Source organism: Bradyrhizobium sp. SZCCHNS3052 (assembly GCF_032484495.1).
Classification (GTDB): Bacteria; Pseudomonadota; Alphaproteobacteria; order Rhizobiales; family Xanthobacteraceae; genus Bradyrhizobium.
Window position 1 is genome coordinate 321,095 of record NZ_JAUETB010000005.1, and the last position, 17,549, is coordinate 338,643.

At 66.5% G+C, this 17,549-nt stretch carries 13 protein-coding genes; 6 read left to right on the plus strand and 7 right to left on the minus strand.

Going from position 1 to position 17,549, the window contains the following annotated elements; translation table 11 throughout:
• Positions 1–42: 42 nt before the first annotated feature.
• The 6 genes from QX073_RS19415 to QX073_RS19440 all read right to left on the minus strand — a co-directional run bounded on the left by QX073_RS19415 (position 43) and on the right by QX073_RS19440 (position 6,745).
• Complete coding sequence (locus tag QX073_RS19415) at positions 43–1,053, minus strand: CobW family GTP-binding protein (RefSeq protein WP_316226196.1); 1,011 nt, start codon at positions 1,051–1,053, stop codon at positions 43–45.
• Entirely contained in the window at positions 1,050–2,654 is a 1,605-nt protein-coding gene (locus QX073_RS19420; RefSeq protein WP_410052379.1) for an amidohydrolase family protein, read from the minus strand. The genes QX073_RS19415 and QX073_RS19420 overlap by 4 nt, the downstream gene beginning before the upstream one ends.
• Before the next feature lie 229 nt (positions 2,655–2,883).
• Positions 2,884–3,714 carry an ABC transporter permease gene (locus QX073_RS19425; protein WP_316226198.1) on the minus strand — a complete coding sequence of 277 codons (831 nt, stop codon included), beginning with the start codon at positions 3,712–3,714 and terminating at the stop codon, positions 2,884–2,886.
• Between the two features lie 81 nt (positions 3,715–3,795).
• Entirely contained in the window at positions 3,796–4,827 is a 1,032-nt protein-coding gene (locus tag QX073_RS19430; protein WP_316226199.1) for a PotD/PotF family extracellular solute-binding protein, read from the minus strand.
• A gap of 29 nt (positions 4,828–4,856) precedes the next feature.
• On the minus strand, positions 4,857–5,921 hold the full coding sequence (locus QX073_RS19435; protein WP_316226200.1) for an ABC transporter ATP-binding protein: 1,065 nt from the start codon (positions 5,919–5,921) through the stop codon (positions 4,857–4,859).
• Complete coding sequence (locus tag QX073_RS19440) at positions 5,921–6,745, minus strand: ABC transporter permease (protein WP_316174329.1); 825 nt, start codon at positions 6,743–6,745, stop codon at positions 5,921–5,923. The genes QX073_RS19435 and QX073_RS19440 overlap by 1 nt, the downstream gene beginning before the upstream one ends.
• 454 nt (positions 6,746–7,199) lie before the next feature.
• Between QX073_RS19440 and QX073_RS19445 the strand changes: the two genes are divergently transcribed.
• The 6 genes from QX073_RS19445 to QX073_RS19470 all read left to right on the plus strand — a co-directional run bounded on the left by QX073_RS19445 (position 7,200) and on the right by QX073_RS19470 (position 16,311).
• Positions 7,200–8,090: an ABC transporter substrate-binding protein gene (locus QX073_RS19445; protein ID WP_315825357.1), complete on the plus strand. Its 891-nt coding sequence runs from the start codon at positions 7,200–7,202 to the stop codon at positions 8,088–8,090.
• 350 nt (positions 8,091–8,440) lie between these two features.
• Entirely contained in the window at positions 8,441–10,081 is a 1,641-nt protein-coding gene (locus tag QX073_RS19450; protein WP_316226201.1) for an amino acid ABC transporter permease/ATP-binding protein, read from the plus strand.
• Positions 10,082–10,139: 58 nt separating this feature from the next.
• Positions 10,140–11,381: an acetamidase/formamidase family protein gene (locus QX073_RS19455; RefSeq protein ID WP_316226202.1), complete on the plus strand. Its 1,242-nt coding sequence runs from the start codon at positions 10,140–10,142 to the stop codon at positions 11,379–11,381.
• 288 nt (positions 11,382–11,669) lie between these two features.
• Positions 11,670–14,003 carry an acetamidase/formamidase family protein gene (locus tag QX073_RS19460; RefSeq protein ID WP_315713578.1) on the plus strand — a complete coding sequence of 778 codons (2,334 nt, stop codon included), beginning with the start codon at positions 11,670–11,672 and terminating at the stop codon, positions 14,001–14,003.
• Between the two features lie 191 nt (positions 14,004–14,194).
• A complete protein-coding gene (locus QX073_RS19465) occupies positions 14,195–14,578 on the plus strand; it encodes a RidA family protein (protein ID WP_316165848.1) in 384 nt (127 codons plus the stop codon).
• 137 nt (positions 14,579–14,715) lie between these two features.
• Positions 14,716–16,311 carry a gamma-glutamyltransferase gene (locus QX073_RS19470; protein WP_316201712.1) on the plus strand — a complete coding sequence of 532 codons (1,596 nt, stop codon included), beginning with the start codon at positions 14,716–14,718 and terminating at the stop codon, positions 16,309–16,311.
• A 378-nt stretch (positions 16,312–16,689) separates the two neighbouring features.
• Here QX073_RS19470 and QX073_RS19475 read toward each other — a convergent pair whose 3' ends face one another.
• Entirely contained in the window at positions 16,690–17,514 is an 825-nt protein-coding gene (locus QX073_RS19475; RefSeq protein WP_316174335.1) for an alpha/beta hydrolase, read from the minus strand.
• Positions 17,515–17,549: the final 35 nt, after the last annotated feature.

Genomic DNA, 17,549 nt, shown 5'->3' on the forward strand with positions numbered 1-17,549 from the left:
TGACGGTGAGTTGCTGGGCGCTGTGCAACTTATGTCAGGCGCTCAGGTCACCCACTCGGCGCGGATGCCGCCTTTCGCAACTCCGCGCTCGGGCTCGCGCCAGGAGAACGTGAACAATCCCATCGGCTCGACCTGTTCGAGCTCATCGCGGGCAATGTCGCGCGCGATCACGACGATGAAGGGCGCTGGGGGCTTGTCGACGGTCAGTTGGCGTGGCGGCGAGAACACCGTGCCGACGCTTTCGACCAGCAATGGGCGCGGTGCTTCCTGCACCTTGACGAGCCCCTTGATGCGCAGAAGGCGCTCGCCGAGCCGACCCGCGACGTTGTCCAGCCAACTGGCGAGATCGGCATAGCCGATCTCATGGCGCGGCCGGACCAGGCAGAGCGCGAGGCGCGGATGCGCGGCGGCGAGATCAGGCGCGACGTCGCGCAGCGGCGGGGACGCCGTAAGCGGCGCAAAGGCCGCCGACACCACAGCGGCGCGATCCGCGTTGGCGACGGCCTTCGCGACTGGATTGAGCTGCGCGATCACCACCGGCGCATCGGTCAGCCCCTCCGGCGCAAGATCCGCCTTGGTTGCAATGATCCGATGTGCCGCGGCCCATTGGGCCGCGGCCTCCTCGAACGTCGCGACGTCCAGGCCGCGCGTGAGATCGTAGGTCGCGACGACGGCGACGCGCATGCGGTGCTCGGCCAAGGTCGCGAGCTGGCGCAGCACCGGTCCTGGCATCGACAGGCCCGAGGTCTCCAGGATGATCCGGCGCAACGGCGGCAGGCCGGCGGGCCGCGGCGCCATAATCAGGCGGTCGATGGTGAAGGCGAGATCGCTGCCGACCTGGCAGCAGACGCAGCCGTTCGACAGCATCGCCATCGGCACGTCGTCGCCGCTCTCGCGCAACAGGACGCCGTCCAGCCCGACCTCGCCGGCCTCGTTGACGATCACGGCCGTGTCGGACGCCGTCTCCGCGCTCAGCACATCGCGCAGCAGCGTCGTCTTGCCCGATCCGAGGAAGCCGGTCAGGACGAAGAAGTCGATGATGCCGACGCTCATGGCGCCGCGGCATCCTTGTCTTTGTCCTTGGTCGCGTATTTCTCCGGCACGTCGCTCTCCCAGCTCGCCTTGACCAGCTCACGGACGTCGGCGAGCAGCTCCTCGGTGTCGTAGATGATGCCGTCCTTGATCGTGAATTTCAGGCCGCGATGCCACTCGACTGCATTGGTCGCATCGTTGAAGCGCATCGCGCCGGTGCCGTAGAGCAGCTTGAAATCGGTCAGCGGATTGTGGTCGTGGACCAGCATGTCGGCGCGCATGCCGATGTCGATGGTGCCGATCTCGTCCTGCAGGCCGCAGAGTGCTGCGCCCTGCGATGTCGCCGAGCGGATCACCTCCAGCGGATGGAAGCCCGCCTCCTGCAGCAGCTCCAGCTCACGGACATAGCCGAAGCCGAAGATCTGGTAGATGAAGCCGGAATCCGAGCCGGTGCAGACCCGGCCGCCGCGGTTCTTGTACTCGTTGACGAACGCCATCCAGAGCCGGTAGTTCTCCTTCCACTCGATCTCGTTCTGGGTCGACCAGCGATACCAGTACGAGCCGTGGCCGCCGCGCTGCGGCGTGAAGTAGTCCCACATCGACTTCCAAGTGTACTCCTTGTGCCAATAGGCCTGGCGCGCCCGCATCAGGTCGCGGTTGGCGTCGTAGATCGTGAAGGTCGGCACGAAGGTGAAACCGATCTCCAGGAACTGCTCCAGCACCTCGTTCCACTTGGCCGAGCCGGGCTCGGCGCCCTGCTTGAACATCTGCCCCGAGACCGAGAAGCGGAAATATTCATCGGTGTAGTTGTAGTCGAGCGGGAAGTTCTGGATCACGCGATCCTCGAACAGCGCCTCCGGCAGGCCGTAGTAATGTTCAGCGCTGGTCAGGCCCCAGCGCGCCGTGGTCAGCGCGTTCATGCGCGACACCGCCATCTGGGCGTGATGGCAGCCGGTGCGCAGGCCGATCTGTTTGCACTCGTCGAGCGCGGCTTCCATGATCGCGGGCGGCGCGCCGAAGAACTTGATGCCGTCGGCGCCGCGCTCCTTGACCTGACGCAGCCAGGTGCGCCCCTGCTCCGGCGTGTAGATCGTCTTGACCATGTCGTTGACGGCCGGGAAATAGGCATAGGCGAGCAGCCGCGGCGCGGCGATCGTGTTGTTCTCGGCGCGCTCTTTCTGGTCGAGCATCCAGGACAGCCCGTTCATCGAGCCCATCTCGCGCACCGTGGTGACGCCATGCGCCAGCCAGAGCTTGTAGACGTAGTCGACCGGCGGCACCCAGCCATTGGCGGAGTGATAGGCAACGCCGGCATGGGCGTGGCAGTCGACGAAGCCCGGCGTCACCCATTTTCCGCGACAGTCGATCTCGCGATCGGCCGGTTCGCCAGCGTTGCCGGCATAGCCATAGCCGACGATCTTCTTGATGCTGACGATGCGGCCGTTCTCGACGATGATGTCGACCGGCCCGATCGGCGGCGCCCCGGTGCCGTCGATGACAGTGGCGCTGCGCAGCGCCAGCCGCTTGAACGGCCCGATCCCGCGATCCCGCGTCGTCGCCTTCGGCACGATCGGCGCCGCGCCCTTGTTCCGGATGAAGGCGAGCTCATCGCCAGGGAGCATCTGTTCCGTCACGACGGCGTGTCCTCCATTTGAGACCGTAGGGTGGGCAAAGCGCAGCGTGCCCACCATGCGTCTGCTTTCTTCCAAGATGGTGGGCACAGCGCTGCGCGCCTTTGCCCACCCTACGCATCGTCTTCCCGTCATTGCGAGCGGAGCAAAGCAATCCAGGGCCAGGAAGCAAGTCTGGATTGCTTCGTCGCTGCGCTTCTCGCAATGACGGCGTCTACCGTCACCCCGCCCTGTACTTCCGCGCGAACGCCACGCTGCCGAACACCGTGAAGGCCATGGTCACCGCCAGCAGCATGAAGGCGAGGGCGGCGCCCATCGGCCAGTTGTTGCCGCGCACGAACTGGTCGTACACGGCAGGCGCCATCATCTTGAATCGCGGGCCGCCGAGAAGCACCGCCGTTGCATAGGTGTTCATGCACAAAACGAACACCAGGATCGAGCCGGCGGCGACGCCGGGACCCGACAGCGGCAGGATCACCCGCCAGAACACGCGCGCGCCTGAGGCGCCGAGATTGGCGGCGGCATATTCGAGGTCGCGGGGGATGCTCTCGATGACCGCGGACAGCGTCAGGATCATGTAGGGCAGCACGACGGCGATGATGCCGATGATGACCGCCTTGGTCGTGTACATGATCTCCAGCGGCGCGGAGATCAGGCCGAGCTTCATCAGAACCGTGTTGACGAGCCCGTCGCGCGCGAACAGCGCCATCCAGCCGGCCGAGCGCACGACATTGCCGACCAGCAGCGGAAACAGGGTCGCGATGACGACCAGGCTCTTCCAGCGGCTCTCCATGCGGCCGAGCCAATAGGCCGCCGGAAAGGCGAGAATCAGCGTGAGCAAGGTACACAGCAGCGCGATGCCCAGCGTGGCCAGGATGATCTGCTGGTAGTAGGGATCGGTCGCGGCCTTGACGTAGTTGTCCGGCGACAGCGCGTGCACCATCAGCTGGGTCGGGCTGAACTGGTTGAGCGAGATCCGGAACATCAGGATCATCGGCCCGACCAGCAGCGCCAGGACCAGCAGACAGGCAGGAACGACCAGCAGCGCCATCGCGCGAGCTCCGATTGCGAAAGTGTCGGCTGTTCAGCCGCGGCTCCTGCGGCCCAGCCGCAGGAGCCGATCATTCAAGGCTTAGGCCTTGAACTCCTTGTTCCAGAAGTCGAGCGTGCGCTGCGACCGTCCGGCGGCGTAGGCATAGTCCGGCTTCAACAGCCGCGCGCGCTCGGCCTCGGTCAGGCTGACCTGCTTGGCGAGATCCTCGGGCAGCGGCGCGTCGGTGACGGTCGGGACATAGCCCATCTTGTCGGCGAAGCCGCCCTGCGCCTTGGCATCGAGCATCGCATCGAGATAGGCGAAGCCGCCGGCCTTGTTCTTGGCATTCTTCGGCACCGCTGCCTGGAACACGATCGCCGGCGTGCCTTCCTTCGGCACGACATGGGCGAGCGGAATGCCGGACTTCTTCCACATGAAGCCGCGGGCGAGCCACATCGTGGTCAGCCAGACCTCCTCCGACTTCAGCGCCGCCGCCAGCGCCTCGTTCGACGGATAGATCTTCACGTCGAGCGAGCGCCATTCCATCAGCTTCTTCTCGGCCGGATCGAGATTGCTGACGCCGCCGCCGCCGGCGAGCGCCGCGGCCAGCGTGTTGTTGGGATAGAGGATGTCGGCGAGACCGATGCGGCCGCGCCATTTCGGATCCCACAGATCGGCGAAGGATTGCGGCGGCGTCTTCACCTGGTTGGTGTTGTAGAGGATGACCTGCGCCGAATAGATGTGCGGGATCGCGATGTCGCTCTTGAGCTCCGGGAACACCTTGTCGAGCCGCTTCACCTGGGCTGCATCGACCTTTTCGAACACGTCCGACTGCGACACGATGTAGGTATCGTTGTCGGACAGGCACGACACGTCCATCGAGCCGCGGCGACTCTGTCGCTCGGCCAGCAGCTTGGTCTTGCGCGGATCGGCGTTGGCGACGTCCTGCACGATCTCGAACCCCTTCGGCGTCATGATCGGCTTATCGATGATGTCGGAGAGCAACTGGCCGTAGTCGCCGCCCCAGGTGCCGACCACGACCTGTCCGCCTTCGGCGCGGGCAGTGGGCATGCCGGAGGCCAGCGCGGCGACGCCGGCGCTGGCGGAGAGAAAATGTCGTCGCGAAATCATGGGAGAACCTCTCGCTGTGGATGGATGCGTTACGAAGATGTCTGCGGCACGAGACGCGGGACCTTGCGGTCCCACTGCAGGGACACGGGATCGTTCGGTTTGAGTGTTGCCAGCGGCTCGCTCGCGTCGGGCGTTGGCCTGACGGCCACCAGCGTCTCGTCGCCGATCGCCACCACATATTCGCTCTGCGCGCCCATATAGGTGATCGCCAGCACGCGGCCGCGCACCTCGCCGGACTCACCGGCCACCACTGCAATGCGTTCAGGCCGCAGCGCGAAGGCATCGGCATCATCGCGCTCGCCGCTGGCGACATCGACCGGCAGCAGCAGGCCGACGCTGGTACGGAAGTTATTGGCGTCCGCACGCCGGCCGGCCAGGATGTTGCAACGGCCGACGAAGTCGGCGACGAAGGCATCCCTGGGCGAATCATACAGCTCCTGCGGTGTGCCGATTTGGCGCACGCGGCCGCCCTCCATGACCACGAGGCGGTCGGCCATGGTCAGCGCCTCCTCGCGGTCATGCGTCACCATCAAGGTGGTCAGGCCGAGCCGCTGCTGCAGCGCGCGGATCTCGAGCCGCACCTCGGCGCGCAGCTTGGCATCGAGGTTGGACAGGGGCTCGTCGAGCAGGAAGATGCGCGGATTGATCACCAGCGCCCGCGCCAGCGCGACGCGCTGCTGCTGCCCGCCCGACAATTGCCGCGGCAGCCGGTCGGCGAGATGCGACAGCCGCACCAGCCTGAGCGCCTCCTCGATCTTCGTCTTGCGCTCGGCCGCACTGATGCCGCGCATCTCCAGGCCAAAGCCGACATTGTCGGCCGCGCTCATGTGCGGAAACAGCGCGTAGGACTGGAACACCATGCCGGTCGCACGCTTGTAGGCCGGCAGATGCGTCACGTCCTCGCGGTCGAACAGCACGCGGCCGCTCGTGGGCGGCAGGAAGCCCGCGACCATGCGCAAGGTGGTCGTCTTACCGCAGCCGGAGGGTCCGAGCAGCGCGACCAGCTCGCCCTCGCCGACGGCGAGATCGAGCCCCTCCACGCCGATCGACGTCCCGAAGCGCTTGGTCAGCTTCTCCAGGGTGAGCTGCGCCATCACACCACCCTCGACAGCTTGACGAAGCGGTCGGTCACCACCATCAGAATTCCAACCAGCGCGATCTGCACCGTGGCGACCGCGGCGAGCGTCGGATCGATACGGAATTCGAGGTAGTTCAGCATCGCAACCGGCAAGGTGATCCGGCCGGGACCGACCAGCAGCATCGACAGATCGAGATTCTCGAAGCTCTGGATGAACGAGAACATCGCCGCCGCGACGATGCCGGAGCGCATCATCGGCAGGGTGATACGGCGGAACACCGTGAACGGGCTGGCGCCGAGATTGGCGGCGGCCTCCTCGGCGGCACGGTCGAGCCCCTGCAGGCTGGCGACCACGAGCCGCACCGTCCACGGAATCGCCAGCAGCGTATGCGCGGCGACGAGGCCTTCCGTGGTTGCCTTGATGTCGCGGTCGAGCAGGTCCTCGGCGAGCACATAGAACATGTAGAGGCCGGAGCCGGCGACGACGCCGGGCACGGCCAGCGGCGCCAGCAGGAACGACGACAGCGCCTGGCGGCCACGGAACTCGCCCCGCACGATGGCAAGCGCCGCCGCAGTGCCAATGGGCACGCCGATCGCGGTCGCGAGCAGCGCGACCTGGAAGCTGGTCACGAGGCCACGCAGAAATTCCGGCTTGCTCAGCGCGTTCGAGTACCATTTCAGCGACAGGCCCGGCGGCGGAAAGCTCACGATCTCCTGCGCGAAGAAGCTGGTCACGACGATCATGACGACGGGCGCGAAGATGACGGCATAGGCTGTGACGATCAGTGTCCGCACTGCGAAATGGCCGAGTGATATTTGTCCCGTAAAACGGAACGGCATTGCAGACACCTCAACAAACAGATCAGCAACTTGTGCGGCGGCATCGTAGTCGGGAGCTCCGCTGCCGCCAAGCCTGTGCCACGAGTTATCGCAATGCACATTCGCATGGGCGCAGCGACGCGGCGATCCTGACGCGTGATGCGGCGGCAGCGCCATCTTGGCGCTAGCCCCGTGCGCACGTGAAACCGTCGCCGGCGCGCTCGATTTCCGACTTTCGGAATCTTCGAGGACCGAGCAGGCGGACTTGACGCCTGCGCGACGGTCCGTCGCAACGGCGCGGATTTGAGCAATGCGTGCTCAATTCTTGCACCGGCACGATCCAATATTTTGTGCGCCCACGGACAAGCCATCCGCGCAGGCCCGCACCTAAGCTTGCCTTCGAGCTTGGACCGGGGCGACGGCACCAATGCACCGCCGGACCAGCGCGACATCATCGTTCGAAGGAGCTGGCAACATGCAGACGAGGCTATTCACTGGAGCGCGGCGGGCGTGGCTTGCCGCGCTCGGCGTCATCATCGCGGCGGGACTTCTCGCCCCCATCGACGCGCAGGCGGCGACGCCCGCGGGCTGCGCGGCGCTGAAGGAGAAATATCCGGACTGGAAGGGCAAGACGCTGGTCAACGCGATCAATCCGCACACGCCGGGCTATGAGTCGATCGACCCGAAAGACCCGAGCAAATATGTCGGCTTCGACATCGATCTCGGCGAGGCCATCGGCGACTGTCTCGGCTTCAAGCTGACCTACAAGCCGGTGACCTTCGCCGCGCTGCTGACGACCTTGGCGAGCGGTCAGGCCGACATCGTCATCTCCGACATCTACGCCACCAAGGAGCGCGCCAAGGCCGCCGACTTCATCACCTACTCCAAGGTGTTCGACGGCGTGCTGGTCGCCAAGGGCAACCCGAAGGGCATCAACGGCATCAACCTGTCGATGTGCGGCGCGGCCGCGGCCGAGAACACCGGCTACGTCGAGGTGCCGCTGATCCAGGATCTCGCGCCGAAATGCAAGGAAGCCGGAAAGCCTGAGCCGACGATCCAGCTCTACGACAACAACGCCAACTGTATCCAAGCCATCCTGGCTGGGCGCGCCGACACCTATGTCAACGACGTCAACACGGTCGACCAGGCGGTGAAGGCCTATCCGGACAAGCTCGAAAAGGCGATCGCGGTCACCATCCCCTATTCGGTCGGCATCGCCGTTCCCAAGGACAAGCCGAAGTTCCGCGACGCCGTCATGGCCGCGCTGATCGAGGTGCAGAAGGAAGGCATCCATCAGGAGCTGCTGAAGAAGTGGCAGCTCGATCCGGCGAACTTCAAGGAGCCGGATATTCTCACGGCGGACTAACAGGCGCTCCGTTTGAAGGCGGATCTGTCGCCGCAGAGACAGTGCGCTCCCCTCCCCCCACGCGAAGCGGAGCTTCGCTAGGCGGGGAGGGGTCGGGGGTGGGGGTCCACACGAAGACTCTTTGCTGGGTACCCCCCTCCCCAGCCCTCCCCCACAAGGGGGGAGGGAGCGCACCAGTTCCGCGGCGACACATGCGTGAGCCACCTTCGTAGCTGACGATCTCAGCACCGCTGAGAGCACCATCTTCGTAGGGTGGGCAAAGCGAAGCGTGCCCACCGTCTTTCTTCCCGAACACCGCGGTGGGCACGGCGCTCCGCGCCTTTGCCCACCCTACATAGCCAGGCCGACTGATGTCCCTCTTCCTGCATTATCTCAGCATGCCGTATCTGCTGCAGGGCATCGAGCTGACCCTTCAGGTCACCGCGCTCGGCCTCGTCGGAGGACTGTTCCTCGGCCTCATCCTCGCTTGGATGCAGCTCAGCCGGTTCTGGCTGCTGGCGGCGATTGCACGCGGCTACACCGTGATCTTCCGCGGCACACCCCTGATCCTGCAGATGGTGTTCGCCTACGACGCGCTGCCGCATATCGGCATCAAGCTGCCGGCGGTGCTGGCGGCGGGCCTCGCGCTCGCCTGCAACGAGGCGCCGTTCATCGCCGAAATGCTGCGCTCCGGCGTGCTCGGCGTCGATCGCGGCCAGCTCCTGGCCGGCCAGGCGCTCGGCATGACGCCATCAGTGCTGATGCGCCGGATCATCGCGCCGCAGGCGATCCGCACCATGATCCCCGCCTTCGGCAACGAGGCGGTGAGCGCGCTGAAGAACTCCTCGCTCGCCTCCGTCATCGCCGTTCAGGAATTGACCTTGCGTTCGACGCAGCTGGCGTCGTCCACCTTCGACTTCTTCTCGATCTTCTTCGCCTCGGGTCTCATCTATCTCGTGCTGACCGGCGCGATCAGCGTCATCCAGCTCGCGCTGGAAGGGCTGCTCGATCTCGACCGCACGGCGAAGCAGCGCAAGCTGGCGGACTACCTTGCGCTATTGCTACCTTGGCGCCGCATCGGCCACGCGACGAAGCAGGAGCTCGCCGAGAAAACAGCCCCTGCCATCGAGGCCGCGCCGCCGGCGCCCGCCGAACTGAAAGAAACGCCGCCGCTAGCGTTGTCGATCGAGGATCGCGCCAGGCGCGCCGCGACGGTCGCCCGCAACAATGTCGCCGTCGAGGTCACCGGGCTGCGCAAGGCCTATGACGGCCACACCGTGCTCGACGGGCTCGATCTCACCGTGCGCATCGGCGAGGTGATCGCGCTGCTCGGCCCCTCAGGCTCCGGCAAGAGCACGCTGCTCCGCTGCATCAATCACCTGGAGAACTGGGATTCCGGTGAGATCCGCGTCGGCGGCCGCAAGCTCGGCTTTGACGAGGCCGGCCGCAAGCTGTCGCCGCGCGCGATCGCCAATGAGCGCGCCAACGTCGGCGTCGGCATGGTGTTCCAGCAGTTCAACCTGTTCGGCCATCTCACCGCGAAGGAAAATGTCGCAGGTCCCTTGCGCTGGGTGCACGGCCTGGGCCGCTTCGAGGCCGAGCGCCGCGCGGCGGAGCTGCTCGACCGCGTCGGCCTGTCGCATCGCGCCGATGCGCTGCCGCGCCATCTGTCCGGAGGCCAGCAGCAGCGCGTGGCGATTGCCCGCGCGCTGGCGCCGAACCCGAGCGTGCTGCTGCTGGACGAGCCGACCTCAGCGCTCGATCCCGAGCTCGTGGGCGAGGTGTTGGAGGTGATCCGCCGGCTCGCCATCGACGATGGGCTCACCATGATCATTTCCACGCATCAGATCCGCTTCGCCGACGAGGTCGCCGACCGCGTCGCCTTCCTCAACGGCGGCGTCATTCTCGAGCAGGGTCCGGCGCACGAGGTGCTCTCCAATCCGCGTCACCCGCTGACTGCGCGCTTCCTCTCGGTGATGGACGCCGAGCGGCCGAAGGACGCGGTCGCATGAGTTCATCCTTCACGTCAACATCAACAATCTCGCGTCCGATCTTTCATGAGGCCCTTGCATGAAGCACCATCTGCTGCCGGTGTCCCCGAAGACCATCCATTGGGGATATTTTTCCAAGGTGGTGACACCGGCTCTCACCTTGCGCTCCGGCGACCGCGCCACGATCGAGACGCTGACGCATCACGCCAACGACGACTACGAGCGCATGATCAAGGACGATCCCGGCGCCGAGAGCGTGTTCAAGTGGACGAGGGAGCACAAGGCCGTCGCGCGGCGCGGCTCCGGCCCGACCGAAGGCCCGTTCATCCGCGGCTCCGGCGAGGGCATCGGCGTGCATCTGCTCACCGGCCCGGTTGCGATCGAGAGCGCCGAGCCCGGCGACGTGCTGGAGGTGCGCATCCTCGACATCAGGCCGCGGCCGAGCCAGTGCGGCTGCCATGCCGGCAGATGCTTCGGCTCCAACGCCGCCGCCAATTGGGGCTTTCACTATCACGACCTGATCGAGGAGCCGAAGCCGCGCGAGGTCATCACCATCTACGAGCTGGACACCGCGGGGGAGCCGTTCGCCAGGGCGGTCTACAACTACGTCTGGACGCCGCAGACCGACCCCGACGGCATCGTGCATCCGACCATCGACTATCCCGGCGTGCCGGTCGACCACGCGACGATCAGCAAGCGCGAGAACATCATGCCGGGCATCAAGGTGCCGGCGCGGCTGCATTTTGGCACGATGGGGCTCGCGCCATCGGAAGCCGACTACGTGTCCTCGATCCCGCCGAGCTACACCGGCGGCAACATCGACGACTGGCGCATCGGCAAGGGCGCGCGGATGTACTATCCGGTCGCCGTGCCCGGCGCCTATTTCTCGGTCGGCGATCCTCATGCCGCGCAAGGTGACAGCGAGCTCGGCGGCACCGCGATCGAGACCTCGCTCACCGGCGACTTCGAGTTCATCCTGCACAAGAAGAACGATCTCGGCGGCACCCAGCTCGAAGGCCTCACACATCCGCTGCTCGAGACCAACGACGCCTGGTCGGTCTACGGCTTCACCTATCCGAACTATCTCGCCGAACTCGGCGCCAATGCGCAGACCGAGATCGCCAACCATTCCAGCCTCGACCGCGCCATGCGCGACGCCTTCCGCAAGCTGCGCCGCTTCCTGATGACGGTGCATCATCTCAGCGAGGACGAGGCGATCTCGCTGTTGTCGGTCGGCGCCGATTTCGGCGTCACCCAGGTGGTGGACGCCAATTGGGGCGTGCATGGCACGATCCGCAAGAACGTGTTCCGGTGTGAGTGAGGTCGACGTCGGGCACCCTCTCGCCCAGCGCAAGGTGCGCTCCCTCCCCCGCTTGCGGGGGAGGGTCGGGGTGGGGGCGCCCCAAGCGACACCGCCGCTGTGGACCCCCACCCCTAACCCCTCCCCGCAAGGGGGAGGGGAACAGACCGCGCGCGCGGCGACAGCCCCAGCGACAACGACACCAGGAGCCGACGACTGACGCGCACCGAAACGCCGATGCCAAAACGACAAACGGTCAAGCTCATCTGGCACGGGGGTTGCTTCGCGTTCCCGGACCCGGGGCGTGCCATGAGTTTTCGTCCGTTCACCAGCGAATCCTATTCCGAGGGCGAGCGTCCGGAGGCGTGGCGCGACGTGCTGAATGCGGTCGGGCTGCAGCCCGCGGCGAAGACGCCATTCTATGATGGCCATGCCACCGCCTCGCATCGCCATGCGCCGGGCATCGCGCTCTCGCGGCTGTCGGCCGGCGCGCAGGTGGTCACTGCGGTTCCGCAGCCCCACGAAGACCTGCCGATCGTGCTGCTGGCGATCGAGGACGGCGCCGTGCTCCGGAGCGGCGACAGCCACCGCATCGTGCCCGCGGGGCATCTGATGCTGCTGCCGCGCACGGGAGACTGGGGGATCGCCTTCCAGCGCGACCTGCGCGCGATCGTGCTGTCGGTGACGGCGGACGCCCTGCATGGCCGCATCAGCGGCAAGCTGAAATTGGCCAGGCCCCAGGTGATCGCGCCGAGCGGTCTTGCCGACGTGGTCTGCCGCACCATCGAGGCCACCGCGCGGGCGCTCGAAACCCTCAGCGATGCCGAATGGAGCACGGTCGCACAGAGCCTGGTCGATCTGCTGCTGACGCTCGCCCATCAACAAGCGGTGCCGGCAACGGAGGCCGGCAGCAGCGCGACGCAGGCCGCGATCCTTCACCGGATCTGCCAGACCATCGAGCGGCGGCTCGACGATGCCGAGCTGACGCCGGCGCGGGTGGCCCAGGCCGAAGGCATCTCAGAGCGCTATCTGCAGAAATTGTTCGAAGGCGCTGGTGATAATTTCAGTCACTACGTGAGGGAACGGCGGCTGCAGCGGGCCTGGACCGACCTGTCCAATCCGGCCGAAGCCAACCATTCGATCTCGGAGATCGCCTATCGCTACGGCTTCGCCGATTCGGCACATTTCAGCCGCAGCTTCCGCGCCCGCTTCGGCCTGTCGCCGCGCGAGTTCCGGCAGCAGAAGGCCGAGCAGGCGATCACGTCGGCGACTCCGCGCGGCCAGCGCGGCTGGCCGCAGGACGCGCTGGCGCAGCAGCGCGTCTGCGAGAGGCCGGCGTCAACCAGGAGCGACATCGCCCTACCCGCGCCGGCCAACGACCAGGATGCGCGGCGGCATCACCATCATCTCGCGGTGTCGGCCGAACGGGTGCATTGGGGCTATTTCAGCCGCTCGCTGCCGCCGCAGATCGAAATCGCATCCGGCGACACGATCACGGTGGAGACGCTGACCCAGCATGCCTCCGATGATCCCGAGCTGATGATCGCAGGCGATGCCGCTGCGCTCAGCGTGTTCGGCTGGACCAAGGCCAAGAAGAACGTCGACCGCCGCGGCGCCGGTCCGATGGACGCCAGCGTGTTCGGCCGCGGCGCCGGCGAAGGCTTTGGCGTCCACATCTGCACCGGCCCGGTCGCGATCAAGGACGCGCAGCCCGGCGACGTGCTCGAAGTTCGCATCCTCGACATCGTGCCGCGGCCAAGCAAGAGCAGGACGCATGAAGGCCGTGTGTTCGGCTCCAGCGTCGCGGCGTGGTGGGGCTATCACTACAACGAACTGATTGCAGCACCGGCGCCGCGCGAGGCGGTGACGATCTACGAGATCTTTGCCGGCGATCCCGAGCCGCATGCGCGCGCGCTCTATTCCTACCGCTGGGAGCCGCAGACCGATCCGGCCGGAGTCGTCCACGCGACCTACGACTATCCCGGTGTGCCGGTGGCGCCCGGCAGCATCAAGCGCCGCCACGGCGTGCTCGACAACATCCGCATTCCGCTGCGGCCGCATTTCGGCGTGATCGCGGTGGCGCCGCGCGAGGTCGACTTCGTCGATTCGATTCCGCCGTCCTATTTCGGCGGCAATCTTGACAATTGGCGGCTGGGCAAGGGCGCGACCGTGTATCTCCCCGTCGCGGTTCCCGGCGCGCTGCTGTCGGTCGGCGACCCCCACGCCACGCAAGGCGACGGCGAGCTCGGCGGCACGGCGATTGAATGCTCGATGACTGGCACGTTTCAGGTCATCCTGCACAAGAAGGCGCAGCTCGCGGGGCAGCCGTTCGCCGATCTCTCTTACCCGCTGATCGAGACCGCGACCGACTGGGTGCTGACCGGCTTCAGCCACCCGAACTATCTCGCCGAGTTCGGCGCGCAAGGCCAAAGCGAGGTCTACGCGACCTCCTCGCTCGACCTCGCGATGAAGGATGCCTTCCGCAAGATGCGCCGCTTCCTGATGCACATCAAAGGCCTCAGCGAGGACGAGGCGGTCGCGCTGATGTCGGCGGCGGTGGACTTCGGCGTCACGCAGGTCGTCGACGGCAATTGGGGCGTGCACGCGATCCTGAGCAAGCGGCTGTTCGAGGATGCGGGCTGACTCTCGATCCAATCGCTGCGTCCCGGAATTCCGTCATTGCGAGCGAAGCGACTTGTCCGCCGAAGCTCGAAGAGCGAAGGCGGAAGCAATCCAGGGCGTCACGCTCGGCCCTGGATTGCTTCGTCGCTTCGCTCCTCGCAATGACGACGGTTGTTGTGTTTCGAGCGAGCCCCGAACAAAGGACCATCCCTATGCAGTTCCACATGATCTCCGGTGCGACCAGGCCGGTGGCGCCGTTCAGCCACGCGGTCGAAACCGACGGCTTCGTGTTCGTCACCGGCCAGATGCCGGACTCGCCGGAGGCGCCGGGCGTGCTGCCGGAGGGGATCGTGAATCAGACGAAGGCGGTGATGCAGAACTTGAAGTACATCCTCCAAGGTCTCAACCTTGGCCTCGAACATATTGTGATGTCTCGGATTTACCTGACCGAGTTCAAGCGGGATTACGCGGCGATGAATGAAACCTATCGTTCATTCTTCCCGCCGGACCGGCTGCCGGCCCGCACCTGCGTCGGCGTCACCGGCTTGGCCTATGACGCGCTGATCGAGATCGATCTGGTCTGCCGAAGACCATAGTACCCATTGGTAAACATCTCCTCAACGCGAGGCCCCGTCATTCGATCCGGGCTGGGGAGCGTCCCGCTGTTGCCGATTGTGTGCCGAGGCCCGGCGGTGTCAATTCGCCGGACCATCAGGCGGGATCGGGGAGTGCCATGCCGTACCAGTTTTCCAATCGTCAGCAGATCCGCAAGCCGGCGGTGACCAGCAAGGGCGGCATTGTCGCGGCGCAGTCACGGCGCGCCGCCGAGGTCGGGGCCGAGGTGCTGGCCGCAGGCGGCGACTGCGTCGATGCCGTGGTGGCGACCGGCTTTGCGCTCGGCGTGCTCGAGCCATGGATGAGCGGCCTCGGCGGCGGCGGCGCCATGCTGCTGTACCGCGCCAGGGACAACCACGTCGAGGTGATCGACTACGGCATGCGCGCGCCCGACAGCCTTGATGCCGCGGACTATCCGCTGGCCAATGACGGCAGCGTCGCGGCAGACATCTTTCCCTGGCCCCGCGTCAAGGACGACCGCAATCTGCACGGCCCCGGCGCGATCGCAGTGCCCGGCGTCGTCGCGGGCATGGAGGCGGCGCATCGCCGCTACGCGCGGCTGCCGTGGCAGGATCTCGTCACGCCGAGCGTGAAGCTCGCCGCCGAGGGCTTGCTGGTGGACTGGTGGACCACCGTGATGATCTCGAGCTGCGCCGCCGACCTGCGCCGCTATCCCGGCAGCGCCGCGGCCTATCTGAAGGATGGCTTGCCGCCGAATCCGCAATGGGGCGCCAAGGCGGTGACGCGGCTGCCGCAGGAGCAGCTGAAGGCGACGCTGGCACATCTTGCCAGCGCCGGCGCGCGCGACTTCTACCGCGGCGACATCGCCCGCTCGCTGACCCGCGACATCCAGGCCGCCGGCGGCGCGCTCTCGGTGGATGACCTCGCCGCGTTCGAGGCGCATGTCCGCGATCCCCTGCGCATCCCCTATCGCGGCGGCACGGTGTTCGCGACGCCGGAGCTGACGGCCGGCCCGACGCTGGCTCACGCGCTGCGGCTGATGCAGGCGCGCGTGACGGCATCGGGCAAGGCTCCGGATGCAAGCACGTTCATCGCCTATGCCGAGGCGGTGCAGTCGGCGTACCGCGAACGGCTGAACGACATGGGCGATGCGCCTGGCAAGCGCGCGCTTGGCGCCGAATATCTCGCGCCGGCCTGCACCACGCACTATTCGGTGGTGGACCGCGACGGCAACATGGCGGCGGTGACGCAGACGCTGCTGTCGGGCTTCGGCTCGAAATTCCAGGCGCCGCAGAGCGGCATCATGATGAACAACGGCATCATGTGGTTCGACCCGACGCCCGGCACCACGAACTCGCTGGCTCCGGGCAAGCGCTGCCTCACCAACTACACGCCGGTGGTGGCGCAGGCCGCCGATGGCCGTCGCCTCGCCCTCGGCGCCTCCGGCGGCCGCCGCATCCTGCCCGCCGTGGCACAGATGCTGTCCTTCGTGATGGACTTTGGCATGGATCTCGATACGGCGATCCACCAGCCGCGCATCGACGCCAGCGAAGGTGACGTGGTCGGCGCCGACACCCGGCTGCCGGCGGAGGTGATGGACGTGCTGACAGCGAAGTTCGAGACCGTGCCGGCGCCGGTGCAAACCATGCCGATGAAGTTCGCCTGCCCCAGCATCGTGATGCGGGACGGCGACGTGAACAGCGGCGCGACGGAAATCTTCCACGCCTGGGGCGATGCGGTGGCGGAGCGGTGAGGAGGTCAGCGCCGGATTCGAGATATCGCCACGATGACGGTGGACTCCCCTCCCCCTTGCGGGGAGGGGTCGGGGGTGGGGGTCCACGAGTCACGCTCGATGTGAGGAGCGCTGAAGCTCCGCGGCTCCGCGAAGACCATCACCATCGTTGACGCAGGACGCGCTTCCGGCACGTCGCAAGCGGATATCCTGATCCGCGCTTCAAATGGACTCGCATCCTGGGAAATATCGACAGCGCACGTAGTCAAGTTCAGCGCCCGGGGACCCCCACCCCCAACCCCTCCCCGCAAGGGGGAGGGGAGATGAGGTCGCTGCGCCGTCACCGCAGAACGCATGCACGGAGCACGGGGCGAGCGCTGCAATCGACGCTACTTGAGATCACCCCACCAGCGCCTGCACCAACCCACTCTCCGCATCCGCCAGTTCATCGATCACATCGAAATGGTGCCGATCCGGCGCCTCGACATACGCGGTCGTCGCCCCCAGCCCGATCCAGATATTCGCGAGCAATTGGGCCTGGCGGCGGAATTCGTTGCGCTCGGCGCCGCCGACCCAGGCAGTGACCTTGACGTGATCGATCGGCACCAGCAGCGCGGGGCTCTCCTTCGCAGCCGTGGCGTCGTCGATGTGCAGCGTCTCGTTCATCGCGGTCCGCTGCAGCGGGCGCAGATCGTGCAGGCCGGAGATCGAGACCACGCTGGTGATGCGCCCCTGTCGCTCGGGCGGCAGTGGCGCGCCGCGGCAGATCATGCGGCTGACGAGATGGCCGCCGGCGGAGTGGCCAGTCAAAGCCACGGGACCTGCGACCTCGTCCATCGCGCGCGCGATGGCCTGCGCCACATCCGTCGAAATATCGGCGATGCCGACCTCGGGACACAGCCGGTACGACGGCATCGCCACGGCATGGCCGCGCGCGATAGGCCCCCGCGCAAGATGCGACCAGAAGCTCTTGTCCAGCCGCATCCAATAGCCGCCATGCACGAACACGACGAGCCCCTTCGGCGCCCCCTCCGGCAGGAACAGATCGAGGCGCTGCCGGTCATGCGCGCCATAGGCGATGTCGAGCTTGGCACGGCCCTGCCCCACCATGTCGGCGCGATAGCTCTCCGCCGGCGCCACCCACAGCCCGGGCCAGCGCTCGCCGCCGGCGATGTTCGGGCCGTTGGCGTAAGCGTTGTCCCAGTCCTTGACGGCATAGAGCATGAGGATCTCCTGATCGGATTGATGTGCGCGCGGGC